Below are 25,144 nucleotides of genomic sequence, written 5' to 3' on the forward strand. Positions count from 1 at the left end.
CCGGTGTCTGGGCTAGTCGGCGGCGGGGCGGCCGAGAATGCCGTAGAGGAGCAGGTCCTCGAGGGAGGCGGCGAAGCCGTCGAGATCGTCGATATCGCGGATGCACATGGCGAACAAGGCCGCCCCGGCGATGGTGTCGAGCACCGTGTTCGGGTCCAGGCCCGGGCGGGTGTCCTGGCCGGGCAGATAGTCGCCGAGTTCGTCGCGGGTGGGGGAGTCCAGGCGGGCGGACAGCTTCTCGTAGAGCCCGGAATCCTCCCGCATCTCGGCCATGAGACCGGGCATGGCGGCGCGGGTTTCCGCGGACCCGAACAATTGGATGGTGCCGCGGATGACCTTGCGGATCTCCCCGAGCAGATCCGGCGCCACCACCGCCGAGCCGACATCGGGGAACACCGCCTGCGCGATCAGATGCGCCTTGGACGGCCAGCGCCGGTAGATGGCCGGGCGCGACACTCCGGCGCGCGCGGCGATGGCGTCGATCGAGGTTGCGGCATAACCCTGTTCGACGACCAGGGCGCGGGCGGCGTCGAGGACCGCGGTGTCCACCGCCGGATCGCGGTGCGGGCCGAGCCGGTGGCGTGTGGTCACGGATTTCGTCCTTGTCGCTGCGGGCACGAGTCGTTACAGTCTGTCACAACTAAGCCGTTACGCTCTGTAACGGCTGAGGACTCGAGGAGGAGTCGTGTCAGCCGCCCCGCACATCCCCGACACCTATCGCCCGGTACCGCTGCTGGCCGGAAAAGTCATCGTCATCTCCGGCGTCGGCCCCGGACTGGGCCACTCCCTGGCCATCGAAGCCGCCCACATGGGCGCCACCCTCGTGCTGGCCGGACGCACCGAGAAACGCCTGCACGAATACGCCGACGAAGCCCGCGCCCTCGGCGCCACCGCCCACGTCGTCCGCGCCGACATCACCGAGGAAGATCAGCGCCGCGCACTCGCCGAACGCGCGGTCGCCGCAGCCGGCCACATCGACTGCCTGATCAACAACGCCTTCGCCATCCCGCCCATGTACCCGATCACCCAGATCGACGTCGAAGCGCTGCGCGACGCCAACGAAACCAATGTGTTCGCGCCGCTGCGGCTCTCGGCCCTGTTCGCCGACGCGCTCGCCGCGTCCCGCGGGTCGATCATCATGCTCAACTCGTGCGTGTCCTACAGCTCACAGCCCGAATACTCCGGGTACAAGCTGTCCAAGGGCGCCCTCGCCCATCTGGCCTCATCGCTGGCCACCGAACTCGGCCCGCGCGGCATCCGCGTCAACTCCGTCGCCCCGTCGTATGTGTACGAGGACATCAACAAGGCCTACTTCGACTGGCTGGCAAGCCAATCCGGGGTCACCCACGACGACATCTACCGGCAGAAGGCCGCGCCCACCGACCTGGGCCGCCTCGCCGGACCCGAAGAGGTCGCCCGCGCGGCCCTGTTCCTGGCCAGCGACCTGGCCACCGCGGTCACCGGCCAGATGCTCACCGTCGACTGCGGCGAATTCCACCGATGAATCCAGGAGTCACCATGACCACCAAACGCATCGTGCTGTGGGGGACCGGCGTCGTCGGCTCCATGGTGCTGGCCGAGATCCTGCGCCACCCCGCCTTCGAGCTCGTCGGCGTCGGCGTCAGCAACCCCGACAAGGTCGGCAAGGACGCCGGAGACCTGTGCGGGGCCGCGAAAACCGGTGTCCTGGCCACCGATTCGGTCGACGAGCTCATCGCGCTGCGCCCCGACGCCGTCGTCCACTACGGGCCCACCGCCGCCTTCGCCGAGGAGAACATGCGCGTCATCGGCGCGTTCCTGCGCGCCGGCATCGACGTGTGCTCGACCGCCATGACCCCGTGGGTGTGGCCGCAGATGAAGCAGCTGCCCGCGGTGTGGCGCGACCCGATCACCGAAGCCTGTCAGGCCGGGGGAGCGTCGTGCTTCACCACCGGCATCGACCCCGGCTTCGCCAACGACCTGTTCCCGCTGACCCTCATGGGCCTGTGCGGTGAGGTGCAGTCCGTGCGCGCCTCCGAACTGCTCGATTACACCGACTACGAGGGCGACTACGAATTCGAGATGGGCATCGGCCACCCGCCCGAGTTCAAAGCCCTGCTCGAACACCCCGACATGCTCATCATGGCGTGGGGCGCAACCGTTCCCATGATCGCGGCGGCCGCGGGCATCGAACTCGACGCCATCACCACCACCTGGGACAAATGGGTCACCCCGACCGACCGTCCCTCCGCCAAGGGCGGCGTCAAAGCCGGCACCGTCGCCGCCATCCGATTCACCATCAACGGCGTCTACAACGGCCGCGAGGTCATCACCCTCGAACACGTCAACCGCATCGGCCTCGACGCCGCCCCCGACTGGCCCGCCGGCACCAAGGACGACGTCTACCGCGTCGACATCCTCGGCAGCCCCTCGATCGCCCAGGAAACCTCGTTCCGCTTCACCGACGGCTCCGGCCGCACCCCCGCGGTAGCGGGCTGCCTCTCCACGGGCATGCGAGCCCTCAACGCCGTCGCGGCCGTCAACGCCCTCCCGCCGGGCTGGGTCACCCCCCTGGACCTCCCACTGATCCCCGGCTTCGGCACCATCCGCTGAACCTGACGAAAACCGCTGCTGCCGGGGCGAAATCTCTCACTTCGCCCCCGGCAGCAGCACAATGCGTCGATGCTGGTCATCTACGGCGTGGTGTCCTTCGCTGTCTCAGGTCCAGCGTCATGATGCCGGGGTGACCTCGAGTGAGCCGACGTCGTCGGAAGCGCCGAAAGCACGGGAGCACAGCGGCCGCCACGGACCGTGGCGGGTGCTGTGCGCGGCTGGGCCAACAAGGACTTGTGGACCGCATTGGCGGCCATCACCACCGCGACGGCGGCGGTCGGGGCGCTGGTCTTCACGGGTCTGAATCTGCGCGAGACACGGCACCAGTACGGTCTGTCTCAGCAAGTGGAAGTCACCGATCGTTTCGGTAAGTCCGTCGAGCATCTGGGTTCCGACCAGCAGACTGTGCGAGTAGGCGGGGTCTACGCGCTGGAGCGCATCGCGCGAGATTCCGCGGCCGACTCGCAAACGGTGGTCGAGGTACTCAGCGCGTTTCTGCGGTCGCGTGCATTGACCAATTGCCCGGATGTCGAGCTGCCGGTAGACACCTTGCCGGTTGCGGAACCGGCACCGGCCGACCTGTGGGCCGCCGCGGCGGCCATCAGTCACACGTACACGCCGTTCCCGGATCACCAGCTCGATCTCCGGAAGACCTGCCTGGTCATGATCGATCTGTCCGGCAAGCGTTTCAGCCATACGGTCTTCATGCATGCCTGGTTGACATGGTCCAAACTCTGCGCGACCACACTGGATGGCGCCAACTTCCAGGGCGTGCGAATGGACTTCGCAAACCTGGAGGGTGCAGATCTTTCCGGCGCCAACCTCGAGTTTGCGAATCTGTCCTACTCGAGGTTGGACCGTGTGAACTTATCGGCGCCGGACGGCAGAGGTGCTGACTTGGCGCACGCGGATCTGCACGCGACGTCGTTGCGGGGCGCGAATCTCTCGCGCGCCAATTTCTTCATGGCGGATCTCAGTGACGCCCATCTGGAAGGAGCGAACCTCGCGGATGCCGATCTCCACCAACTCCGGAGCACCGACCATCTGACCTACGACGACAAGACGGTGTGGCCCGAGGGGTACAAACCCCGCCCAGTGCCTCCGCGCCCGATTTCCAGTCCAGTCAACAGTGCTGATTCCGTCGAAGTCAGCGCCGTCGCCCCATCAAGGCCCACCCGATAATGAATGACAGGATCGTCCAAATGACAATAAAAAGGACGATAAGTTCTGCAGTTGCCAACCACTGACCTCCGTCAAGGGGACAATTACTTTGCGTGCCGCCATTCGAACCTCACAGGTCGTTGGCGATCAAAAGACTTCGTACGCGCTCTTCCATGAGCCGGCGAGCACGCACGGCGGACCATCGGTCTTTGGCATACAGCCCCGGGAAATCCGCACTGAAGGCTATGAAGAGAGACCTCTCGCTGCTCCATACGACCTGAACGTTGCCGAACGTTACGCTCCCCGACGTCATCGTGTTGTCTTCCTCGACTCGCGATTCGATGTTTCGGAAGAGCGGCGGAAGGGGACATGCCGAAATAAAACTCTCAGATGGCGACGCAGGGCTTGTCGGGCGGTGCCCGCGTAGGACGGCGCCGTCGATGGCGTAACGACCATTTCCTCTTCCTGTTCGCTTCGTATCGTACGGTTCGGAAGCCCGGACGGTGGTGCCGCTGGACTCGGCGGCACCACCGCACAACATTGGGGGCGTGGGTGGGCACGTTCCCCAATCGGGGATCCGCATTGAGGGATTGCGGATCATTCGCCAGATTACCGCTAGAGAGCTCATTTTTAAACATTAACCGCAAGAAATTCCGATTTGTCCATTTAATGACCGGCCCATAACGGGCAAAATGGATGCTATGGGGCTATATTTCCGCAGTTGAACGCGAGGGCCGGCGTCGCATACGACACAGGGTCAGCGCTTCAGTATCGTTGCCATGAAATAGCCGCATTCGTGGTAGCGGTGCCCAGCGAGTGAGACCGATCGGCCCGGGCAGTGGTATCGACAATTCTGAGAATGACGCACTGCGTGAGATCACCAAAGGAAGCTCTGAGCAAGAGGCGACCGGCCCTTCGCCGAACTCGAGAAGGTCTTCATTTCCCGCAGTAGGCCGCCGAAAGCACTCCGCATGGACAAGGTCCGGAGAATGACTGCCTGCAACAGTCCTCGATCAAGCCGAGCTGGAGGGCGGCGGACCTGGTTGGCTTCGGCAGGGAACCCTGACGGTCCTCAGCGATCACTCACGAAGCAATGGTAACGACGAAGCCGCCCGTCGTCTCGGTGCAGTTCGTGCCCGAGACGACGGGTTGAGATCGCTTGCGCGGCGATGGAATTGGACCTGCGCCCGAGGCGCAGGCAGGCGCTGACCGAGTGCTACGTCAGTGCCACGAGTGTCGGCCTGTTCGGCTTGTGCGGGCGACCAGGCGGGCGGTGACCTCGCCCAGCCCGCCGACTTTGACCTTGACCAACTGGCGGGCGTGCGTGGCGAACACCGGCAAGGCCCCGCCGACGTCGTTCGTCGCCCGACGGGCGATCAGGCGGAACGGTCGCTTCGATGGAATCGCGACGAACGCTGTTGTGGTGCCGCGCAACACGACAGCGGCGGGAGTGCTCCGAGTCAGCCTCTCGAGGCACTCCATCAGAAGCTGTTCGCGCTCGTCGCCGGACAGCGTCGTCGTCCGACCGGCAGGGGCCGACGAGAGAACGCGGACAACTCCGCTCAACTCCACGTCCATCCCTTTGGGGGATACCAGGGTTGCGAGGTGCTCGGCTACTTCCGGTGAAGTCATCAATCCGTCCCAAATCTGCTCACATGTTTCTTGGAATTCTCATGAGGCTCCTCGCGCGACTGCCGCCGGCTTCACCGGCGCCCGCAGAGTCTCGAGACACTCGATCGGCACAGCGGCACAACGCGGCGGGCCAACAGCCGCCGCTAGATGATAGGCACAGCATGTGGCAACTGTCTCGCAATTTGACATGATCTGGATCCTCTAAATCTCACGGGACACACACACGCTGCTTGTAGCGCATCAGATGCGAATCCGCGGAGCGTCAGCGCGACATCCTCTCGACAGTGAAGCAAGGTCGATTCGGTGGCAAAGCGTTCGCTAACAAGGACGTTGCGGCGGCGCAGGCCGCCTGGCGGTGCCGTTCAGAGCGACCGAAGACCAGACCAAACGGACATACTTGATCAGATTTAATGCGACCCTTTCCGGTAAATACAGGACGCGAGTCGTCGCGAGGGCTACAGTGACCCGCTAGGTGTACGACGACCGTCGACGCCGGGCTGCGGGGTTCCGGCGATTCGAAATCTGGTCGTGGTTCGGTGTATCGGCGCGGTGGATCCGATACGTGCCATCGCGCACGGGACCGAAAGCGGTCCCGGCGCGGCACCGTTCGAGGGGGCTCATCGAGCTTCGATACGACGAAGGTCCGGGGTCGGGGTGGCGACCGCCGGGTAACTCGCTGCGGTGGGCGGCGACCGACTCTTCCATGGGCTCAATAGTTTTCGCATGGCGGATACAGCCCTGTTGGTCCGGTTCGTCACGTTGAGGGGTTTTCGACGCAGCAGTCGTGAACGCGTGGCGGCGCTTCATCAGTGGCTATATCTGCCACACCGTCGTCGATACGCGTCACCCGAATCGATTCACCCCACAATGCCGGCCGAGATCGGCCCTGTTCCGGAAAGGTGCTTGGCGAATGTTGACTTCTCTCAAACGACTGACTCTCAAGGACGGCAGGTCGGTGACCTGCACGAGCCCCGCCGAGGCCCGGATGCTCTGGGATGAGATGTCGAGCCAGGGGTACTACCGACGGGCGGCCGCTCAACTGCACCCCGACGACATCGTGCTCGATATCGGTGCGAACATCGGTCTCAGCGCAATAGCGTTCGCGGATACCTGTCCCGGGGTGCGCGTCATCGCCGTCGAGCCCGCTCCACTGACATTCGAGTGCTTGCGCCGCAACATGGTTGCGCACGTCCCCGACGGTATCGCGCTCGAAATCGGGGTCGGCGCGGCGAAGGGCACCGCACAGTTCACCTGGTACCCACGGGCGTCAGCGAACTACAGCCTGTACACGGACCGTCAGTGTGACAACCAGTCGACGACGATCTTCCTGCAGAATTGTGGCCTCGATCAGAAGGCGATCGCTCTCGTCACGAACGACCTGCAGGACGGGGAACAGATCGACGTGGAGGTCACCACGGTGTCGGCATTGCTGGCGGACCAGGCACCGGCAGGCGAAATCGGTTTGGTCAAAATCGATGTCGAGCGAGCGGAACTGGATGTCGTCCGCGGCATCGCCGAATCGGACTGGGCTCGGATGCGAACCGTCGTCGCCGAAGTCCACGACTGCGGCGATCGCCTGGCACAGTTCTGCGCGCTGTTGCGCTCCCAGGGTTTGGTTACGGAGGTGCGTCAGGACGCCTTCCTACGCGGAACGGAGCTCTACGAGGTCTTCGCCTTTCGGCCACCAATCTGGTGACGGAGTGACGAGCTGTCCGGGTCTGGCGTTGGCCGCGCATACTCGGAACCCTTTGCTCTGCAATGGATCTTCCTGAGCATCGACGAGTCCTGACCGCTGTCGATCGGGACGGCGGAAGGGTGCTGAGGTCCCCGAACCCCGTGAGCGAATGTCCGTTATGTTCGATTTGTGAATATTGATGTGACTCCCTTGCCCGGCATCGGCATACGGAAGGAGTTCGAGCTGTCCGGATCGCGTCGCCGCGTCGGCGTGATCGACCACAAGGATGGATCCATCGATCTGCTCATCGGCCGCGTCGGCAATCCCGATGCTTCGGAACAGATTCCGATGAGCGGTCCCGAGGCCGCGGTGCTCGCCAACCTCCTGGGGGCACCGCAGCTGATGGCCCAGCTCGACGACGAACACCGGGAATTGACAGGTCTGGCGACCCGGCAGCTGCCGTTACGTGCCGGATCCCCGTATGACGGACGTCCACTCGGTGATACCCAGATGCGGACTCGCACGACCACCTCCATCGTCGCTGTCATGCGCGCTGGTCACGTGCTGCCCTCGCCCGGTCCCGATTTCGTGCTGACCGCCGGTGACATGCTCGTCGTGGTCGGCACAGTCGACGGACTCACCGCGGCCGGCCGGATCCTGACGGACGGCTGAGGACTGATGGCACACGAAACAGCCCTGTCCCTGATTCAACTCGGTGCGGTCTTCTTCGGACTCGGCCTGCTGGGCCGCCTGGCCGGCCGGATCGGTATGTCGCCGATCCCGCTCTACCTGGTGGGCGGTCTGGTGTTCGGCACCGGCGGTCTCATCGAACTTCATCATGTCGACGAATTCATCGAACTCGCCAGCGAGATCGGTGTCATCCTGCTGTTGCTGCTGCTCGGTCTCGAGTACACCGCCTCCGAACTGGTGACCGGACTGCGCAATTCGTGGGCGGCGGGACTGGTCGACGTCGTGCTCAACGTCACCCCCGGCGTCGCGGTGGCGTTGCTGCTGGGCTGGGGCGTCACCGGTGCCATCGCCATGGCCGGTGTCACCTACATTTCCTCCTCGGGCATCGTGGCGAAGGTGCTCAACGACCTGGGTCGAGTCGGGAACCGCGAAACCCCCACCATCCTTTCGATTCTCGTGTTCGAGGACCTCGTCATGGCCGGCTACCTACCGGTGCTGACCGCGGTGCTGGCGGGGGTGGGTTTCGTAGCCGGATTGCAGACGGTCGGCATCGCGCTGGCCGCGGTCACCCTGGTGCTCGTGGTGGCCTTGCGCTTCGGCCGCTACGTGTCGTTGATCGTCGACAGCAGTGATCGCGAGATCTTCCTGCTCAAGTTGCTGGGCTCGGCGCTGCTGGTCGCGGGATTCGCCTCCGCGTTGCAGGTTTCGGCGGCGGTCGGCGCGTTCCTGCTCGGCATCGCCATCTCCGATTCCACCGCCCACAACGCCACCAAGCTCCTGGAACCGATCCGGGACCTGTTCGCGGCGTTGTTCTTCGTGCTGTTCGGGCTGAGGACCGATCCGGCGAGCATTCCGCCGGTGCTGGGCTGGGCAGTGCTGCTGGCGGTGGTCACGGCGGCCACCAAGATCGCCACCGGCTGGTGGGCCGCCGGGCGGGCCGGGGCTTCCCGCTACGGACGTGCTCGCGCTGGATCCGCGCTCGTGGCCCACGGTGAATTCTCCATCGTCATCGCCGGTCTCGCCGTGGCCGCGGGCGCCGCACCACCCGAGTTCGCGGCACTGGCGACGACCTATGTGCTGTTGATGGCCATTCTCGGTCCGGTCGCCGCCCGCGGGCTAGAACCGATTCTGCGTAGCGTCGATCGGCTACGGGTACCCACGGCCTGACAACGGGCTCGCACCGGCGATCACCGCTGGCGTGTTTCCGTGCGGGTGGGTCGAGCTCGGCCCGCGGGGGAGGAGCGAGCTCGACCCACACCTCGCCGCGACGGGGCGACACGGACCACCCGTTCGCTGGAATACGCCCGGGGCGGGAGCTGTGAGTGTGGTGTGAGTGACGGGTGCGTTCGTTTGCACTGCTACCGATCGTGGTAAACAGTCCGCTGTCCACTTTCCGTCCGCCCTGCATCAGCCGACACGTTCGCTGCATCGCAGGACCTTTGCTGTCAGGGGTAGCCGATGAGGTTGTCGACTCGCGTCCGCGAGGAGAACCAGCATGCGCCGCGTCGAACGGCGGGCGCGGAGTACCGGCTGGACCTGGACGGATTGCGTGGACTGGCGGTGGCGCTGGTCGTGATGTTCCACATCTGGATGGGCCGCGTGTCCGGCGGCGTCGATGTGTTCCTGGTGCTGTCGGGCTTCTTCTTCACCGGGATGCTGATACGTCGAGCCGAGTCGACCGGGTCGGTCGACGTGGTCGCCATGGTGCGACGTACGCTCGCGCGGCTGGTCCCGGCAATGGTCGCGGTACTGGCCGCGGTGGTTGTCGCCGCGTTCTACATCAGCCCGTACACACGGTGGTCCGACATCGCCACCCAGACGATGGCTTCGATGTTCTACTACCAGAATTGGCAGTTGGCGCTGTCGTGGTCGAACTACCTGGCCGCAGACCCGAGCGTGAGTCCACTGCAACATTTGTGGTCGATGTCGGTGCAAGGCCAGTACTACCTGCTCGCCATCACGGTCGTGGCCGGCGTGACCTGGGCGCTGTCCCGTCGCGCGGGCACCGCCCGTTTGCTGCGCCCTGTGCTGCTGACCGTCATCACCTCTGCTGGTGTGGCATCTTTCGCGTATGCCACGCACGGTGCCGCCACGCATCAGGGCTGGAACTACTACGACAGTTTCGCGCGGTTGTGGGAGCTGCTGGCCGGTGCGGCGTGCGTGATCGTGGCCCCGATGATCTCGCCGCCCCGGCCGATGCGGTGGCTGCTGGCGATAGCCGGTGTGGCCGGGGTACTGGTTTGTGGAGTGGTCCTCGACGGCGCCGATCTGTTCCCGGGCCCAGCCGCGTTGCTTCCGGTCGGTGCGGCCATCGCGTTGATCGCCAGCGGCGCCAACACCGATCCCGCGTCGCGGCCCCTGCCCAACAGGCTGCTCGGCACTCCGCCGGCGGTTCGCCTGGGAGAGCTGGCCTACGCGCTGTATCTGTGGCATTGGCCGCTCCTGATCTTCCTGCTCGTCGAAACCGGCCGCCCGCGGGCGGGATTCACCGACGGTGTGTTGATCATCGGCGCTTCGCTCGTACTCGCCTGGATCACCCATCGGTGGATCGAGCAGCCGCTGCGTTCGGGGACACGGACCCAGACCCTGCCCACCGGAATTCGGCGGGCCGCATGGTCGATGATCGCGGTGCTCGGCGTAGCGGTGATCGGCGTGACCTCGGCGTGGCATTTCGTCATACGCACCCAATCCACATCGGCCGTCAGTGCATTTGCCTTGGATCCTGCGATCTACCCCGGCGCTGAGGCATTGGTCAGCGGTGCAGCCGCACCACTCGCGAAGATGCGGCCCACCGTGTTGGAAGCGCCCTCGGAATTGCCGCCGCCCACCCTCGATGGCTGCATCGCGGACTGGAACACCCGCGACGTTGTGACTTGTACCTACGGAGACGCCACCGCGGAGCGCACGCTGGCGGTGGTGGGCAGTTCACACGCCGAGCACTGGCTGCCCGCCCTGCAGATTCTCGCCGCCGAGAACGATTTCCGGATCGTCGTCTACTTGAAGATGGGCTGCCCGCTCACCGTCGCCGCGGACGCCATGTACAAAGGCCAGCCCAATCCGGACTGCCGAGACTGGTCCCGTGAGGTGATCGACCGTCTCGGCGCCGACCGCCCGGACTGGGTGTTCACCACTGGCACCCGGCCCGTGGACGACGGTGGTGACGAAACGCCCCAGGACTACCTGGATGTGTGGTCCCAACTGTCCGCCCGCAATCTCAATGTCATCGCCGTCCGCGACACCCCGTGGTTGCGGCGCAATGGGATTCGCTACAGCGGGATCGACTGTTTGAGCAAAGGCGGCGACCGGCTCAGCTGCGGCATGAAACGCGACTACGCCCTCAATCCGGTCGACCCGGCTCTCGAGCCCGCGGCGGCCTACCCCAACGTGTTCCCGATCGACCTCACCGATGCCGTCTGCGAACCTGATATCTGCCCGGTGGTCGAGGGCAACATCCTCATCTACCACGACGAGCATCACTTCACCGCCAGCTATTCCAGATCTCTGGCCCCCGCGCTCGGCCGGGAACTCCAGCCGATCCTGGGGTGGTGGTGACCGGCCTACCGGTGGCTCCAATTCGCCCGAACACCAACAACTTCCACCACCCAGCCAGCCCACCACAATACGTCACAGTGACGTATTAATGGGATCTCGCGGAGTCCGGGGGAGCGGCCCAAAAGAGGTCGCCTGGCTGATCCGGAAAAACATGGCAGTAGCACAAGGCTCTGACCTGGTAACTGCCAACTCTGTCCGGACTGACAAGCGGATGTTTCATCCGGGAAAAGATGGCAGTGTCAGAGAAAATCCGGTAAGACATGGCAGTGTCGAGACCTACTCGCGACAGCTCCCGCCGGCGGACGCCAGGGGTGACTCCTCCGTGACACTGCGTAGCGTGGTCAGGCTGTCTTCACCGATACTCTTCCGTCCGGTCGATCCGTCCGGTCGAGGATGGGACCACCGGTTGAATGAGACCATCCGTCACCATGCGTGACGCATCGCAATGACTCGGTCACGGTGCCATGGCAAGCCCGTACCCGTAGTCTGCTTCCCCGATGGTGCCGATCAGCCGCTCCGTTTCGGTATTGGCCAGTAGCTTATGGCTGACGAGACTCGAATGTGCGGTGTGCCCTTTGGCTCGCAGCGCTTCCCACCACAGCGCTGCTACTCCGGCCATGTGGGGACACGCCATGCTGGTGCCGGTCTTGATGCTCAATCCACCGCCGGTGCGTGCCGAGATGATTTCGACACCGGGAGCGCACGCTTGTGGGAATGTGTTGGAGAAGTAGGCGACAGTGAACTTGCCTGCGTTGCGCGTCAGAGCCCCTACCGAGATCACGTCCTTCGCTGCGGCGGGAAGGGACGTCGCGATGACGAAGTCGCTGTGGCGGAGTCGATCGCTCTCGTTGCCCGCCGCGGCGACCACTACCACGCCGGAAGGCTGGTGCACTGTGCGCCGGATCATTGTTATCAGGGAATCGAACAAGCGGATGTTCTCGCGGTAGTCCTCGAGTGCCCGGGAGACCGCGACCTCAGGCGGCCATCCGGAATTGATTCGGGCGGTGACCTGGCCCGGGAAGTCGAATCCAACCGACATCGAGATAACGTCGGCACCGTGGCGCGTAGCCCAGTTGATCCCGTCCACGAGCATGTGCGAACTCCCTAGGCCCTCGTTATCGAGGACCTTTCCGATCAGCAGTTTCTCGATGCCGGACGCGACCCCAATGCGACGTCCTTCGACATCGCGTCCGGCTATCGTTGCCGCACAATGGGTTCCATGTCCGTTGGGATCACCGTTTCCGGTACCCGTGAAGTCCCGTTCGAGGATATCGATACCGGCGAAGGCTGGGTGTTCACGGTCGATACCGGTGTCCAGCACCGCCACGACCGTGCCAGCACCGGTGAAGGACGAACGCTCCGCGCCTACGGCTGAAACGCCCCAAGCGACGGTGTCCTGGTCCGCAACTTCGGCAGCGTCGCCAAGCGGCGACATGTCCACGGGTTTGATCAGCTGCAGTGGCATCGTGACCGCCCGGGCGACGACCTGATTGTCCGACAACAGATCATCACCCCCGCGTCGACCGAGTTCGGCGATCTGAATGTCGGGCTCGCGAATTGCCATCGCCGCTTCAGTAGCGTCCGTGCCACGTACTTGGGGAGGGTTGTGGTCCACGCCGGGTGCGCCTTGCAGGTCGCGCAGAATGATGTACTGGTCCACGTTCTGGCCTTCAATGGTTGGGTTGTCGCGTATGTGGGGGTTGCATTCGCGTCAGGGGCGAGGGGGAGTTTCGTTAAGACAGGTGCTCGCCGGAACGGCCGATATACTGCAGCCCTGCCCACCAATGCGGTGCCACACCGGAGCCGTCGCTGCGCCATTGCTGTAGCCAGCGGCGTTGCGCCGCACGTAACACTACTGCCGGATCATCTTCTGCGAGGAGGGTTTCGATGCATGTCTGGTCGACTTTGCCCGCGCTGGGGTGATCGATGATCGGCCAGGCATGCGCGAGCACACAAGACGCGCCGCGGATCAGAGCGACCGAGGCAACGCTGGCCCATTCCAGGCCCGTGCCGAATCCGGTCCCTTCGCATCCGCCCAGGTACACCCGCGATGGCATGCGCACCTTCGAGGCCAGGATCTGCTTCGCGGATAACGGCGTGGGCTGATCCAAGGGATCCGTGGATGCCAGCAGCAACGCTGCAGATCCAGGGCGTGCAGCGTTGCCGGCCCGGATGTGGCCGATGTAGCTGAACAGCCCTTCCGCGGCGAGGCCGTCGAGCGCTGCCAGGGTGTGCGCGGGTGTCGCCAGTTCCGATTCGGCGGCAATATTGTTGCGGCCTGCCAGGATCACACCGATATCCTCGGCAATCGGTGTCGGGACGTAGTGCAAGTCGCCTACTGGATTGCGCACGGACAACAGGTGCCGGGAGGCGGGCCGATGAGGCACGCGCAATGCACGATCTACGGCACCAGCGGGCGGAATCAATTGCAGCGCCGATACATCGACCAATGCTACGTCCCGCGCTAGAGGCAACAACGGATAAGGAATCGAAGAGAACTGTGCGTCCGGCGACAGGACAAGCCGGTGGTCTGGGTGCTTGAGGAGTGCATCGCGCACGACCGGCGGAATGAGCAGCGAGGAGATACATGCGAGGGCTGAGTCGAGATCCGAGTCGTCGAAGGTGTCGAGATATCTCATCACCTTCTTCTTGAGTGCGCGCGGCAGACTGTCGAGGCAGTGTTCGACGATGATTTCGTCTGCGACCATGGCACTGCGGGCGGAACGGGCAACGGCGGTGACCTGCACACACCACTCTGGCGCGTTATCGCGAGCTAGAAGATTCCGGTCACGAGCGGTGCTGAGGGGAAGCGAGTCTGCGTAGGTCGTGAGTGCCTCGCGGACAGGGACGTCCAAGTCCACTGCACCACCGAGGTGGCTGCCGCGCGTGGCATACGACCAGTAGAGCCGGTCACCCACCACCAAGTGAGCGAGCCACGACGAGTCCTCTCCTGCCCAGGCTTCGCGGATATGACCCAGATCGGCTTCGGGTGATTTTCCAACTGACTTCCCAATTTTGGAGGTGCCTTTCACCGACAACAGAACCGGCAATGACAGGTTTTCGACAGGTGCGGGCACTGACGGGTCGAGAAGAGACCGGAACGATGGCATTGCGATCTCCAGGTCGCCGGACACATCGAAGTTGATGCGCGCCTGATCCGTCCGGACAAATTCAATGACTTCTCCGAGGCACTCCCAGTCCTGTAATTGCATCACGAGATCGAGCACGTTGATGAGATCGGAGCTCGCGGTGATGAACCTGGCGCGATACTGCTCGTCCTCGAGTGATCTTGATGTGCGCTGACGAAGGTATAATTCTGCCAGTGCCCACCGGAGCATTTGATTCTTGTTCCCGACACTAAATCCTGCGGCTCCAGCCAACATCGCACTCGCCGAGCGCAGCAGGTCCGCCTTGTATCCGGAGAATTCACCCGCCAAATCAGTAATCCGCCGCTCGAGAGCTTCGTCGACAGCTCCATTTTTTACCGCTAGGGAAACGCCCTCGAAAACGTCGGCTATAAGAATTCGCGCGCGGGAGACCTCGGCAGCTTCACCGTCAACTCTCACTTCTCGGATCTGGCCGATCAAGCGCCGCATCTCATCCCACGCCCGACTTTTCGTCTTGTCGTCGAGTGCGCCCATCCAGGCAGTAAACGCCGGCATCCACGCATCCAGCGCAGTGAATTCAGGACTCCGAAATGGCGATCTGGAGCTCAGATCAGCGAGGATCTTTTCAATGCGTTCCTGCTCAAGCAGCTTGCCGCTCCAGCGAAGGATCTTTGTGTATTCGTCCAAGCCTTCCAGCACCCAGATAGGAGGTGCATCGTTCGCGCTTTTGTCCCAAACCGCCAGCATCTCGGTGATTATCTCGGTCGCGCGGTTCAACTGGCCCAGCTCGCGAAGCGCGCCCGCCTCCAGGACCTGAGATCTCCTCGCAGAGTCGGTATCGCCGAACTCCTCAAACACTTGCGCGGCGTTCCGCGCGGCCTCAAGTGTGGACACATGACTACATTCCGTCTTGTAGAGAATCGCGAGGTTGAGCCACACCAACCCGACGGATTTCGTACTCCCTAACGGGACCAGATAGTCCTTGGCGCGCAACAGGTGGGTTAGCGCGAGATCATTCCTGCCTACCGACGTAAATACCGAGGCCCGATTGACCGAGATGACGCCTTGGTAGAACTGCCCGCCGAACTCGCGTTGTACTAGCGTAGAAAGTGCGGTCTCAGCTTCATCCAGCAGGGCAAGCGATTCGTCGCCTCGATGAAGTTCCATTAGGGCAATCGCACGATTGATCTGCACTCTCGCCGTTCGGATCGAGTTGCCCGAATCGCGAAATTGCTTTTCTGCGTCTGCAAGGTAGAGCAACGCTTGATCGTTTGCGCCGGCGTTTATCGCGTGAAGTCCCTTGGCGGCAAGGATCGTGCCGCGTATATCAGGAGCATGGGCGTCGTCCAGTAGCGCGGTAGCTTCGGACAGCATCCTGTCGATCGGCGCAGCCGCGCCGTGGTGGGACACCAGGTAGTTGGCCAGGTTGGCCAACAGATAGGCACGGTCGATACCCTCCGCCAAACGCAAGCCTGCCCGGATGTCCGACATCACTGCCGCTGCACGGCCCCGGATGAAGTCTTCTTCCCACCGTGCTGCGCGGTCGACCCACTTGTTTTCGTGGACACTGCCATTCATCAGCATCTCACCCCGGTGACGTGGGGGACCTGCTTCTGGCGTATCAGGCCCGCATCGTCGACGGCGCACGTGTCCGTCCAGCCCGAATCGCTCAGGGAGAGCGTACGGGCGGGAGCGTGCACCAGCGACACCACGGCGGGCCATGTCGATTCGAACCGAGCACGGGACAACGTGCACCACCTCACAGCAGAAGCCACCGAACGACCGCATCCTCCATCACGCCGTGTTGGCGGTACACCACCGAACCAATGCGCGTAGCGAGATGATCCATCTAAACCATCCGCGGTATGCAGCAGTACGAGAATCGGGAACAAAACGCGCAGTCTGGTTGCCGCACAACGCTATCTAGATCTTCGGTCACACTTTGGTCTACCTCAGCAACCGCGCCTGCAGCGCATGAGCCGACGAACGTCGGCCCTGTGATGAGCAGGTTCTTCCTTTCCCCCGGGTTGCCCGAGCAAGTCGACGCGGCAACCGCGCTGGAGGTGGCGGACCGCTTCCTGCCCTTCGCCCTGCGCTCCGTGCGCGGCAGTGGCGAGCGGCCAACCTGAGACTCATCTGCGCGAAGCGGGCGCCCACCCGGGAGCGCGGTGGTCGATGTCGACCAAGTGTTGACCAGGGCGGCGCCGATCGGGCGCTGCATGTCCGCGTGTGCGTGGCCTCTCGGACCGGGGAGCATGTGAGAATTGCCGTTGGAAGTCGTCCTGGTTTCGACTGTTCTTCAGGAGGTTCAGGATGCCCCTCGACAATGACGACCCGTTCTATGTGTCGGGTTTCACCTATCTCGGAGCTGGCGAAGTCCGCCATTTCGAACTCCTCGAAATCCCGCCCGACAGGATCCCGCTGTTCGCCCTGGCAATGCCGGTCACTATTTGGGCTGGGAAGCACGCCCTGTGGACGCAATGGCAGGGTGTCTCGCTGGTTAATAAGCTCGGCGCTAACGGCCCGGAGTCCATCTACTCGCAGTGGGTCAGAGTTCAGAATGAGATGACCGATCGGGATGAAAGCTTCCATATCTATGCGCGGAAGCGGTAGAAGGGATGGAAGAAATGTCGGATCTGCTCGTTGTCGTCGACGGCGAAGGCAACATCCGGGCCGCGTCCAGCTTGCGCCCGCCGGACAACTTCGCCGCCGCGGCAGCCACTTTCGGTAGGGCGCCGGAAGCGGCACTTTTCCTGCCGGTACGTGTCGAAGCGGGCCCAGGCGAAAGTCTCCACAGCGTGCCCCTTCCTGAGGAGCTGCGCGCTGCCGGATCCCTTGCGACCCTGGGCAACTACCAGATAGAGATGCATGAAGGTGCCGCAAGGTTGGGGGCGCGTCGGCCCTGACCCGCTGGCGAGCTCCCGGAGTTGACACCGCGGTACTGTCCGGCGCCCCTGGGCACTCGGCAGGTGTCGGCTACACCTCGCCAAGGTCGCGCCGGTCGATCTCGTCCAGCTTGTCGACCAGACCCCCTGCGGACTGGACCACGATGTCAGGCAGCGCGCCGAAGGCGTTGCTCATCTTCGCGGCCCGCTACCAGGGGTTCATCGGTGGCTGCGCCGGCGCCTACGACGATCTTGATGGCCATGTCCGCGATCTCGATGGCGCACTGCCAGAACTGCGTCGCCTCTTCTCGCTCGGACGCGGTCATAACGGCCGCGAGGTCGTCGCGATCGTGTTGCTGGCGAGCTCGCGGTGAGCCGAGAGATGTCGGCGGAGATCTGGGTGATCAGGTGGTGGGCGTAGAAGTCACGCCACGCCTGACTCCGCGGCACCATGCGCGGCTCGAGCTCCGAACCGATGTTCAGCGCAGCGGGCCCCGGATCCGTCTCGCAGAGAAGGCAGTTCGCGGTGCAGGAGTGGAGGATCGTGAGGTGTCGTTCTGCGTCCACAGCCTCCATGGTGACGGGCAGTGCGCGATCTGTCCGGCGTGATCCAGTCGTTCACCGACTTAACGCCAGACTGCCAGGCCAAAACGCTCAGCTGGGGTTGACGTCCGGCCTGAGCTGTGTCGTGAAGTGAGAGATCTCCGCTGCCTTGCGCCACATGACGTATTTCGGATCATGGTGGCCTGTTTGAAGCATGATCGCTGACGGATCCTGATCGCGGAGCACTGACTGCACAGTGAAGCCGAGTCGGAGGGATGAACCACTGATCCCGGTACCGTCGAGTCCAGCGAGTTCGGCTCGACGGCGAAGGGTCGCGGTCACTGATTGGGGTGTCAGCGAGTTGCGGCTTAGGTAGTCGTGGGCGGAGATTGCGCGAAAGAGTGGTGCGTGAGCAGGGATTGGGCTGAGCGATCCATGGCAGACATGGTCGTCAAAGGGCGGGCTCTGCTCAATCAGCGTCGACACAGCCAAGTGCCGGTCGGAACGCTCGGTGTGTGCTTCCCATGCGGACAGAACCTGCAGCCAGCGCATGCACGCACATGCGGTGCAGATCTGGTGATCGACAGGGACGGGGATGAACGGGTCGGGTTGGGGTGCGGAGGAGTGTTCGGGATTCGAGGGGAAATGAACGGAAAGTTCATGAGCTCGAAGGAAGACCGACTCGACACGCAGATCGCAGAGGTCGATGACCCGCGCGGCTGCGAGCATGCCGATCATCAGCAGTGCGGTGTCTCGGCGTTCGAGCAGTTTGGTGCGTGGGGATGTTGCCGTCATTCGAGCTGTGGAGATGATCGATTCGAGGTCGCGCGGTGGCAGCATCGCTGGCAGCTGCCCTTTCGGCTGCGACTCTCTACATATCGGGGCGCCGCGAGAACCGAAAGTGGCTGCGGGAGGCTCTGATTGATGCCTATGTGGAGTACTTGGACACCGGCGTTCTGCGTGCCACATTCGAACGAGAGCAACCACCGATCGATAATGAGAATTGGGCCGCAGCCAGAGACAAGCAACACCATGCCCGGGAGCAGTTCGTCGATGTGACGAGGAAGTCATTGCAGCTCGGTCAGGGCAGTTCGGTCACGAGAACCATGTTTGACCTTCCTGCCACGTGAGGACCAGACGTGCAGACAGCCGATGCCCTGTGCCAGCTCGGTATGCGACCGACGACCGCACCGCGGTGGCCGGTTGCGCCAGCTCGGCATTCGGCAATGTAGTGCGTGTTGATGCCGGCGAGTGTCAGTTCCCGGTTCGATCCGGGTCGTGGTCTCCGAGCCATCCGTCAACCGAGTCTGGCCCGCCCGCCAGACGCGCGATGATCAGATACATCGTGAATCCGATGAGCAGTCCGATGGAATACCAGCCGAAGGCGTCGGACGTGCCGTCGGCGTAGAGCGTGGTAACGACTCCGCCGCCGACCGCGCCGATAACGGCGGCGATGTCGGAGATCGCCGCGCCCGCAGCTTGCCGCCGCAGGGTGCGGTAGGTGATCCACCCGACGACGATGCCGAAACAGACCGCGCCGATGCTGACAACTGTTGGACTGGAGGTCATTTCGTGCCCTTCGTGTCCTCTGAGGGTGGACCCAGAGTCTATCGCCGGGTCTCCGGCGTGTCGGTCGAGAAGCTCAAATCGATTCTCGCTGTGGTCTTCAAGCGTGGGGGTTACTGTTCGGGCGTGGAGGTGCAGTGTCCGTCGTGCGGGGCAGGGTTTTCCGCACAGCCGGTAGTGGTCGTCGACACCACGGTTGACCGGGATGCACGCGAGCGGTTGATGGCAGGCGAGCTTGACGTCATATCCTGCCCCGCTTGTGGATACAAAGGACAACTCCAGGCCGCCTACTTGTATTTCCAGCCTGACCTGAAGATCACGGCCGTGGTGCTGGGGCATCTCGCGGACGCGCCCGAAGGCACCCACTACGAACTGGCGCAAGCGCTCCTACAGCAATTGGCAATCACGCGAAAGCTCAGCGACAGCGAGCAACCCGCTGGCCTCGTGCAGATCGTCGCCGACACCGCGGCCTTGGCCAGCCTCGCTACACGCCAGGAGGCGACCCTCGTCCGCACGTTGAGTGAACTCGTTGGACAGGCGATCAGCGCGCCCGAACCGCGGCGGGCCACCATCATCGCCGAAGCCCGTGCCCCCGACCGCTGGCTGGCTGCAATCGCGCAGATAGTAGCTGAACAAGCCGATGAACCAGAACGGGCAACGGCAGCGTTCGACCTCGCTGTCGCCGCTGCCCGGCGCACCGGGGATCGGCTCCTGATGTTGCCGGCACTCCAGTCTGCCGGGTTCCACTACGCCGATCAGCGAGATTTCCCGAAAGCCGTCGCCTTGCATAGCGAAGCCGCCGATCTCGCGGCCGCTGAGAACCTAATCGGTCAGCAGGCGTTTCTGCTGTCACGGGTCGGGCTGCACCAGGAGGATCTCGGACTGCTCGACGAGGCCGTGATGACGTTCACTCACAGTGCCGGATTATTCGTGCAGGTCGGCAAACTGCGAGGTGCCGCGTTGCAGCACAGCTCGATCGGTCAGATCGACGTTGAGCGCGGCGATCCTGGTACAGCGATGCTCGCGTTGGACTCGGCTCGGCAGATGGCCGAAGCCTGCGCTGACGACGAGATCCTGTCACAGATACAGGGGTGGCGAAGCGCCGCCTTGTCCCGGCTGGGTCGCGTCGATGAGGCCGCCGAGGCGTTGGGCGATGCGATCGCGGCGTGCCACCGCGCAGACGCACCGGAACGTGCCTGGTGGGCGCTGAGTTTCGCCGGTGCGGAGTTGGCAACGGCCGGCGCCCCACAGAAATACATCGAAATGCTGGGCACGGAGACCGACCTCGCGCAAAGACGGGAAGCCTGGGCCGATGCAGCACACGGCGCCGACATCCTCGCCGAACTGGCACTTCGCGCCGGCGATCTGCCCACGGCAGCTCGATGGATAGCGCAGCTGCACGCCCTCGCACAGGCTGTGTCCCACACCCCGGATCTAGATGCCAACGACGAGACCGAAATTGCCGTGCGATTGGTATCACTGGCGGATCGACTCAAAGCTGAGGGTGAGCACGACCAGGCCATACCGTTGCTGACGGCGGCCAGAGCCCACTTTCACACTGCACGGCGCCCAAGCGAGGCGACCATTCCGCTGCTTCGACGTGCCCTATGGTCGCTCCAGGACCACGATTTCGCTGATGCCGAGAACTGGGCCGAACTCGCTGCCGGTGAGCTCCACGCCGCCGGTGACACTCTCGGTACAGGCGCCGCCCAGGTGATGGCAGCGCAGGCACGCACTGCGGGGATGCCTACCGAAGACGCCGTCGCGGTGTTCACAGCCTTAGCCGAAAGCGCCACCGCGGCTGACCATCTCGACACAGCCGCCGCAGCGCTGATGGCCTGCGGCGACATTCACGGTGAAGCCGGGGCACACGCGGAGGCGTCACAGAGTTTCGTCGCCGCAGCACGCTCCTTCACCGAACCGGCGCTGCAGGCGGCGGCGATCTACCGTGCCGCAGGGTATCTGCGCGACAGCGGCGAGACCGAGGACGCGTTGGATGCCTTCGCCGAGGCTGCCGAACTGGCCCACGCTGCAGGCGAGAAGCACATCGAACTGCTGGCCGCGGGACAACTCGGTATCGAACTGCGCGCTCGAGACCGCGACGCGAGCGCGGCACAGTGGCTGGCCCGTGCCGCGCGGCTGAGTGTTGATCCTGCGCTGTCGGATCCGCCAGTGACCAAATCGATCTGGTTCGGTATCGGAAGGTCCGATCGCTTGAGTCGCCTGCGCCACCGCGCGGTCATTCACCTGGAAATGTTGCGCAATCGCGTCACATTGCGAGACGAGGTGGCGCCCGCGATCGAGGTCGCGCTGTCGTCACAAGGTGCCGCTGATATCGAGACCCAGGTGGGTATCGCGGTCACCGCGGCAGACTATCTGTTCACCTCAACCGGCGACCTCGAACGTGCCTTCGAGCTGCTTGATGGCGCAGTCACTCTCGCTGACAGAACCGACCTCACGCGCTGCCAGATCTCATCGCGTGTGGCCCGAGCCGATGTGGCTTTGCAGATGGGTCGCACCGACCAGGCGCATGCTGATGCGACAGCGGCAGCGCAGGCGGCGGAAGCAGTCGGTGACCGGCAACTGCTGGTCGGGGCGGCTCTGACCGCCGCCATTGTGAACAACGCCGTCGGTGAGCCTGCCGATGCCGACCGCTACATCGCGATCGCCGAATCGGCTGCGCGCGAATCCGGGAATCAGTCGGTCATCGCGGAGGTGCTCAGCGCCTACACGTTGATTCTGCACGCTCGCGGTGAACTGCAAAGGGCTCTTGATGTTTCGGCCGAGGGAATCGAGTTGGCGATCGCGGCCAACAGCTACTCCGCCGAGAAGTCGGTACTCCACAATCGTGCTGGGGTCATGATCTGGCTCGGACGCTACGACGAGGCTGAGCTCTTGTACCAGCGCGCCGGAGATATCGCCGACGCCAATGGAGATCAGTACGCGGTGGCCGGTGCGCTCGGCAACCTGGCTCTGGTGTACCTGCATCAGGGCTGGACCGAGCGGGCGAGGGAGAACGCAACGACAGCGTTGAACCTTCACCGCGAGATGGGGGCACATCGACGGGTCCCGACCGACCTGCTGAGTTTGGGCAACATCGCACTACAAGACGGAGACCTCGCCAGCGCAGAGGGGCTGCTACAACAAGCATTCGAGAGCGCATCAGCCCTGCGGTTGCACGATACCGCCGCAGCCGCCGAGGCCAGCCTCGCCACCGTGCGCGTCGACACTGATCCCGCCAGCGCGGTGGCCATCCTCTCACGCGTCCTCGACCGCAAGAGCAGCAACTATTCTCGCGGCGCCGAATTGGCGGCGTTGTCGAACCGGGCGCGCGCGTATCAGCAACTCGGCGATGCTGGCGGCGCGTACGCCGACGCTGTCGCAGCGGTGCAGCTGCATGAGCGCGACCGCGACGCCCTGGTCCTGACCCACCATCAGCGTGCCCGTGCGCGGCACACCGCGACCGTGGCGTACGACGTGCTCGTGTGGGCGGCGGCGCGCTCCGACGATCCGGCGAAGTTGTTGGAAGCCATCGAACGCACGAAGGTCAACAGCCTGGTGCGGCGTCTGGGCCGGGTCCCTTTCCTTTCCGCATCGGACGTACCTGAGGAGCTCGCCGAGGCAGAAGCTGCACTGCTTGCCCAGCTGAATATGCTCGACGCACAGATCGACGCCGCAAAAACGATCCAACAACGTCAGCAACTCGACATCGCGGCCGGCGTAGCCGCCCAGCACCTCCTGTCCCTGACCGATCGCATCGCGGCAACCACCCCTGAGCACGAGCGGTTGGCGCGCACTGTTCCCGACCCCACAGCCGCCATCACTGCGCTCACCCCCGAGGGCACCATGCTGGTGTCGCTCTATCACGGCGGCGGTGAGGTCATCGTGGCGGGCGCGAAGGGACGTGGCGGCGAGGCACCGCTGATGGTGGCCCACCATGTTCCGCTCTCGCGTGCGGAAATTGCGGTGCTGCTCGAAGATCCGGCCAGCGAACATACTGCGGCAGTCCTCGGAGAAGTGCTCGCCCCGGTCGTGCGGGCATTGACGCCGTTCACCTACTGCTATTTGGCGCCGCACGGCGCGCTCTTTCAGCTCCCACTGATTGCTGCCACGATCGACGGGCACCCGCTGCTCGCGTACGCGCCGGTGATGACCATCCCCAGCGCGATCGCCGCCGCAGGCGCAGCCACACGACCGAGGTCGCGGGCACACAACGTCGTCGTTGCCGGATACACCGGCGACGAGACTGAGCGCGAGCTCTTTGAAGGCGAAGCTGCTGCTGTCGCTGCGCTGCTCGGCGTACCAGCGGTCCTCGGGGCGCATGTAACCGTCGCCCGAGTCGTGTCCGGGCTCGGCGATGCGCGCGTTGTTCATTTGTCCTGTCACGGCTGGTTCGAGGCGGACGACCCGCTGGCATCGGGTCTCGAGCTGGCCGATGGCATCCTCACCGCGCGGGAGCTCCTCGACGTTGCTTGCGATGCCGAGCTGGTCACGGTGAGCGCGTGTGAGACCGCGGTGGCGGTCGACACCGGGGTCAACGAGCTGGTCGGGCTTACCCAGGCGTTGCTGGCGGCAGGGGCCCGGGCGACATTGACCTCGTTGTGGCAGGTTCCAGCGACACCGACGCACCGGTTGATGACGTTGCTGTACCAGCATTTGGCCCGCGGAGAGAGTGTCGCAGAAGCGTTCCGGCACGCGGTACTAACCGTCCGTGCGGAGCGCCCGGACCATCCGGCATGGGCGGGATTCGTTCTCACCGGTGGCAGTTCACAACTGCCGCGGTAGTTGTTATGTCGCGCCGCTACCTGCGTTCGGGGCCTTATCGCAAACAGGCATCAAGTAGCTGAATGTGAGCTAGGTTGGGTTGAAACGCAGTGTTAGTGAACAATGTTCGGAAATTCAGGGAGTGCCTGGGGTGGGGACGATCGACGACTGGTATCAGAATCGCAGTCATCGGGGCGACCTCGATCCTCGCCGCGACTTCGAGAACGATGACGTGCACGACCGACTTCAGTTCGGCGAACTACCGCAGCCCGACTGGCTTACGCCTCCGGATCGGAGCCGAGATCAACGCCAGCCGAGCGCACAGCCAGCCAAGAGAAAGACGCTTCCTGCCGGGGGGCCTGGCAATCGCCGCCGGGTCCAGACTGCTCCGGCGATGCCGCGGTGGGAAGCGTTCGTCCGGCGGTGGCTGACCCAAAATCCTCGCGGGAGCAACTCGGCCTGCTGGGCTGCAGCACGCGAAGCAGGATTCGAAAAGGTCAGCACCAAGAGTGTTTCACGCATCCGCCGGGCCATGGCTGAGGACGCCTACCAGCATCGGGAACGCCAACGCAGACTCGCCGAATCCGCTCGGGCCGCTGAAGCCAACAAGCGCGCGAGTGCTGCCAACATCAGGCGCAAACGGGCGGCGGCACGTCTCGATATTCAGAAGGCCGCCGAAGCCATCGCGCGCAAGAAGGCGAGAGAGCGCGAGCAGGCCAACAGCAGCAGCCAGAAGCGACAGAACAGCCAGAAGCCTACTAACCGCGTCAAACCGTTAAGGCCGCCATTGAACGCCGACAGGCTGGGAACGCCGTCGCGGGATTACGGACCACGTTGTCCTGCTTGCGATATGGTGCCTAACGGACCGACTGGCCTGTGCCGGTGTAGCTGACGCCGCTAGCCGCCGACACCAGGGAAAGATCCGAAAAGGTCACCCTGCCGGGTCAGGTACGCTAGCGCGCCGCGCCGCGACTCCA

Annotated in this window: 20 protein-coding genes; 14 read left to right on the plus strand and 6 right to left on the minus strand. The window is 64.0% G+C overall.

What is annotated here, in order from left to right:
* Positions 1 to 12 precede the first annotated feature (12 nt).
* Positions 13 to 591 (minus strand): TetR family transcriptional regulator, encoded by a 579-nt coding sequence (locus ACWEOI_RS12620; RefSeq protein WP_433590278.1) that lies wholly within the window; start codon positions 589 to 591, stop codon positions 13 to 15.
* A 94-nt stretch (positions 592 to 685) separates the two neighbouring features.
* Between ACWEOI_RS12620 and ACWEOI_RS12625 the strand changes: the two genes are divergently transcribed.
* The 3 genes from ACWEOI_RS12625 (at position 686) to ACWEOI_RS12635 (ending at position 3,774) form a co-directional block, all read left to right on the plus strand.
* Complete coding sequence (locus ACWEOI_RS12625; RefSeq protein WP_452359659.1) at positions 686 to 1,504, plus strand: SDR family oxidoreductase; 819 nt, start codon at positions 686 to 688, stop codon at positions 1,502 to 1,504.
* 14 nt (positions 1,505 to 1,518) lie between these two features.
* Positions 1,519 to 2,592: an NAD(P)H-dependent amine dehydrogenase family protein gene (locus ACWEOI_RS12630; RefSeq protein WP_433665830.1), complete on the plus strand. Its 1,074-nt coding sequence runs from the start codon at positions 1,519 to 1,521 to the stop codon at positions 2,590 to 2,592.
* A gap of 210 nt (positions 2,593 to 2,802) precedes the next feature.
* Positions 2,803 to 3,774, plus strand: coding sequence for a pentapeptide repeat-containing protein (locus ACWEOI_RS12635; protein ID WP_452359660.1), 972 nt, complete (start codon positions 2,803 to 2,805; stop codon positions 3,772 to 3,774).
* 1,200 nt (positions 3,775 to 4,974) lie between these two features.
* On the opposite strand, the gene ACWEOI_RS12640 is transcribed toward ACWEOI_RS12635, so the two are convergent.
* A complete protein-coding gene (locus ACWEOI_RS12640) occupies positions 4,975 to 5,385 on the minus strand; it encodes a hypothetical protein (RefSeq protein ID WP_452359661.1) in 411 nt (136 codons plus the stop codon).
* Between the two features lie 910 nt (positions 5,386 to 6,295).
* Here ACWEOI_RS12640 and ACWEOI_RS12645 point away from each other — a divergent pair.
* The 4 genes from ACWEOI_RS12645 (at position 6,296) to ACWEOI_RS12660 (ending at position 11,302) form a co-directional block, all read left to right on the plus strand.
* A complete protein-coding gene (locus ACWEOI_RS12645; RefSeq protein ID WP_433665833.1) occupies positions 6,296 to 7,081 on the plus strand; it encodes an FkbM family methyltransferase in 786 nt (261 codons plus the stop codon).
* A gap of 168 nt (positions 7,082 to 7,249) precedes the next feature.
* Positions 7,250 to 7,732, plus strand: coding sequence for a cation:proton antiporter regulatory subunit (locus ACWEOI_RS12650; protein WP_433665834.1), 483 nt, complete (start codon positions 7,250 to 7,252; stop codon positions 7,730 to 7,732).
* A gap of 6 nt (positions 7,733 to 7,738) precedes the next feature.
* On the plus strand, positions 7,739 to 8,917 hold the full coding sequence (locus ACWEOI_RS12655; RefSeq protein ID WP_433665835.1) for a cation:proton antiporter domain-containing protein: 1,179 nt from the start codon (positions 7,739 to 7,741) through the stop codon (positions 8,915 to 8,917).
* Between the two features lie 291 nt (positions 8,918 to 9,208).
* Positions 9,209 to 11,302, plus strand: coding sequence for an acyltransferase family protein (locus ACWEOI_RS12660; RefSeq protein ID WP_452359662.1), 2,094 nt, complete (start codon positions 9,209 to 9,211; stop codon positions 11,300 to 11,302).
* A 454-nt stretch (positions 11,303 to 11,756) separates the two neighbouring features.
* Here the strand turns inward: ACWEOI_RS12660 and ACWEOI_RS12665 are convergent, their stop codons facing one another.
* Complete coding sequence (locus tag ACWEOI_RS12665) at positions 11,757 to 12,962, minus strand: S8 family peptidase (protein WP_452359663.1); 1,206 nt, start codon at positions 12,960 to 12,962, stop codon at positions 11,757 to 11,759.
* Positions 12,963 to 13,035: 73 nt separating this feature from the next.
* Complete coding sequence (locus tag ACWEOI_RS12670) at positions 13,036 to 15,987, minus strand: CHAT domain-containing protein (RefSeq protein WP_452359664.1); 2,952 nt, start codon at positions 15,985 to 15,987, stop codon at positions 13,036 to 13,038.
* A 287-nt stretch (positions 15,988 to 16,274) separates the two neighbouring features.
* Between ACWEOI_RS12670 and ACWEOI_RS12675 the strand changes: the two genes are divergently transcribed.
* From ACWEOI_RS12675 to ACWEOI_RS12690, 4 genes are all read left to right on the plus strand, one after another.
* The gene (locus ACWEOI_RS12675) at positions 16,275 to 16,538 is read left to right on the plus strand and encodes a hypothetical protein (protein WP_452359665.1); all 264 of its coding nucleotides are present in this window, start codon (positions 16,275 to 16,277) and stop codon (positions 16,536 to 16,538) included.
* Between the two features lie 184 nt (positions 16,539 to 16,722).
* Positions 16,723 to 17,022: a hypothetical protein gene (locus ACWEOI_RS12680; RefSeq protein ID WP_452359666.1), complete on the plus strand. Its 300-nt coding sequence runs from the start codon at positions 16,723 to 16,725 to the stop codon at positions 17,020 to 17,022.
* Positions 17,023 to 17,036: 14 nt separating this feature from the next.
* Positions 17,037 to 17,315: a hypothetical protein gene (locus ACWEOI_RS12685; RefSeq protein ID WP_452359667.1), complete on the plus strand. Its 279-nt coding sequence runs from the start codon at positions 17,037 to 17,039 to the stop codon at positions 17,313 to 17,315.
* A gap of 143 nt (positions 17,316 to 17,458) precedes the next feature.
* Positions 17,459 to 17,668, plus strand: coding sequence for a hypothetical protein (locus ACWEOI_RS12690; RefSeq protein WP_452359668.1), 210 nt, complete (start codon positions 17,459 to 17,461; stop codon positions 17,666 to 17,668).
* A gap of 280 nt (positions 17,669 to 17,948) precedes the next feature.
* Here the strand turns inward: ACWEOI_RS12690 and ACWEOI_RS12695 are convergent, their stop codons facing one another.
* Positions 17,949 to 18,677 carry a hypothetical protein gene (locus tag ACWEOI_RS12695; protein WP_452359669.1) on the minus strand — a complete coding sequence of 243 codons (729 nt, stop codon included), beginning with the start codon at positions 18,675 to 18,677 and terminating at the stop codon, positions 17,949 to 17,951.
* Here ACWEOI_RS12695 and ACWEOI_RS12700 point away from each other — a divergent pair.
* Entirely contained in the window at positions 18,668 to 18,967 is a 300-nt protein-coding gene (locus tag ACWEOI_RS12700) for a hypothetical protein (RefSeq protein ID WP_452359670.1), read from the plus strand. The two genes, ACWEOI_RS12695 and ACWEOI_RS12700, sit on opposite strands and share 10 nt — an antisense overlap.
* Positions 18,968 to 19,091: 124 nt before the next feature.
* Here the strand turns inward: ACWEOI_RS12700 and ACWEOI_RS12705 are convergent, their stop codons facing one another.
* A complete protein-coding gene (locus tag ACWEOI_RS12705) occupies positions 19,092 to 19,406 on the minus strand; it encodes a hypothetical protein (RefSeq protein ID WP_452359671.1) in 315 nt (104 codons plus the stop codon).
* Between the two features lie 57 nt (positions 19,407 to 19,463).
* Between ACWEOI_RS12705 and ACWEOI_RS12710 the strand changes: the two genes are divergently transcribed.
* Together ACWEOI_RS12710 and ACWEOI_RS12715 are read left to right on the plus strand one after the other, a co-directional pair.
* Positions 19,464 to 24,188: a CHAT domain-containing protein gene (locus ACWEOI_RS12710; RefSeq protein WP_452359672.1), complete on the plus strand. Its 4,725-nt coding sequence runs from the start codon at positions 19,464 to 19,466 to the stop codon at positions 24,186 to 24,188.
* A 130-nt stretch (positions 24,189 to 24,318) separates the two neighbouring features.
* Positions 24,319 to 25,059 (plus strand): hypothetical protein, encoded by a 741-nt coding sequence (locus ACWEOI_RS12715; RefSeq protein ID WP_452359673.1) that lies wholly within the window; start codon positions 24,319 to 24,321, stop codon positions 25,057 to 25,059.
* The last annotated feature ends 85 nt before the right edge of the window (positions 25,060 to 25,144 follow it).

It is taken from the genome of Nocardia sp. NPDC004340 (genome assembly GCF_053602575.1).

What these genes read in the sequence shown, in the direction of transcription:
- ACWEOI_RS12630 (WP_433665830.1), top strand. Translation starts at nt 1,519, where the DNA reads ATGACCACCAAACGCATCGTGCTGTGGGGGACCGGCGTCGTCGGCTCC.
- ACWEOI_RS12640 (WP_452359661.1), bottom strand. Translation starts at nt 5,385, where the DNA reads ATGACTTCACCGGAAGTAGCCGAGCACCTCGCAACCCTGGTATCCCCC.
- ACWEOI_RS12645 (WP_433665833.1), top strand. Translation starts at nt 6,296, where the DNA reads ATGTTGACTTCTCTCAAACGACTGACTCTCAAGGACGGCAGGTCGGTG.
- ACWEOI_RS12655 (WP_433665835.1), top strand. Translation starts at nt 7,739, where the DNA reads ATGGCACACGAAACAGCCCTGTCCCTGATTCAACTCGGTGCGGTCTTC.
- ACWEOI_RS12660 (WP_452359662.1), top strand. Translation starts at nt 9,209, where the DNA reads ATGAGGTTGTCGACTCGCGTCCGCGAGGAGAACCAGCATGCGCCGCGT.
- ACWEOI_RS12670 (WP_452359664.1), bottom strand. Translation starts at nt 15,987, where the DNA reads ATGAATGGCAGTGTCCACGAAAACAAGTGGGTCGACCGCGCAGCACGG.
- ACWEOI_RS12675 (WP_452359665.1), top strand. Translation starts at nt 16,275, where the DNA reads ATGCAGCAGTACGAGAATCGGGAACAAAACGCGCAGTCTGGTTGCCGC.
- ACWEOI_RS12680 (WP_452359666.1), top strand. Translation starts at nt 16,723, where the DNA reads ATGCCCCTCGACAATGACGACCCGTTCTATGTGTCGGGTTTCACCTAT.
- ACWEOI_RS12685 (WP_452359667.1), top strand. Translation starts at nt 17,037, where the DNA reads ATGTCGGATCTGCTCGTTGTCGTCGACGGCGAAGGCAACATCCGGGCC.
- ACWEOI_RS12690 (WP_452359668.1), top strand. Translation starts at nt 17,459, where the DNA reads ATGTCAGGCAGCGCGCCGAAGGCGTTGCTCATCTTCGCGGCCCGCTAC.
- ACWEOI_RS12695 (WP_452359669.1), bottom strand. Translation starts at nt 18,677, where the DNA reads ATGCTGCCACCGCGCGACCTCGAATCGATCATCTCCACAGCTCGAATG.
- ACWEOI_RS12705 (WP_452359671.1), bottom strand. Translation starts at nt 19,406, where the DNA reads ATGACCTCCAGTCCAACAGTTGTCAGCATCGGCGCGGTCTGTTTCGGC.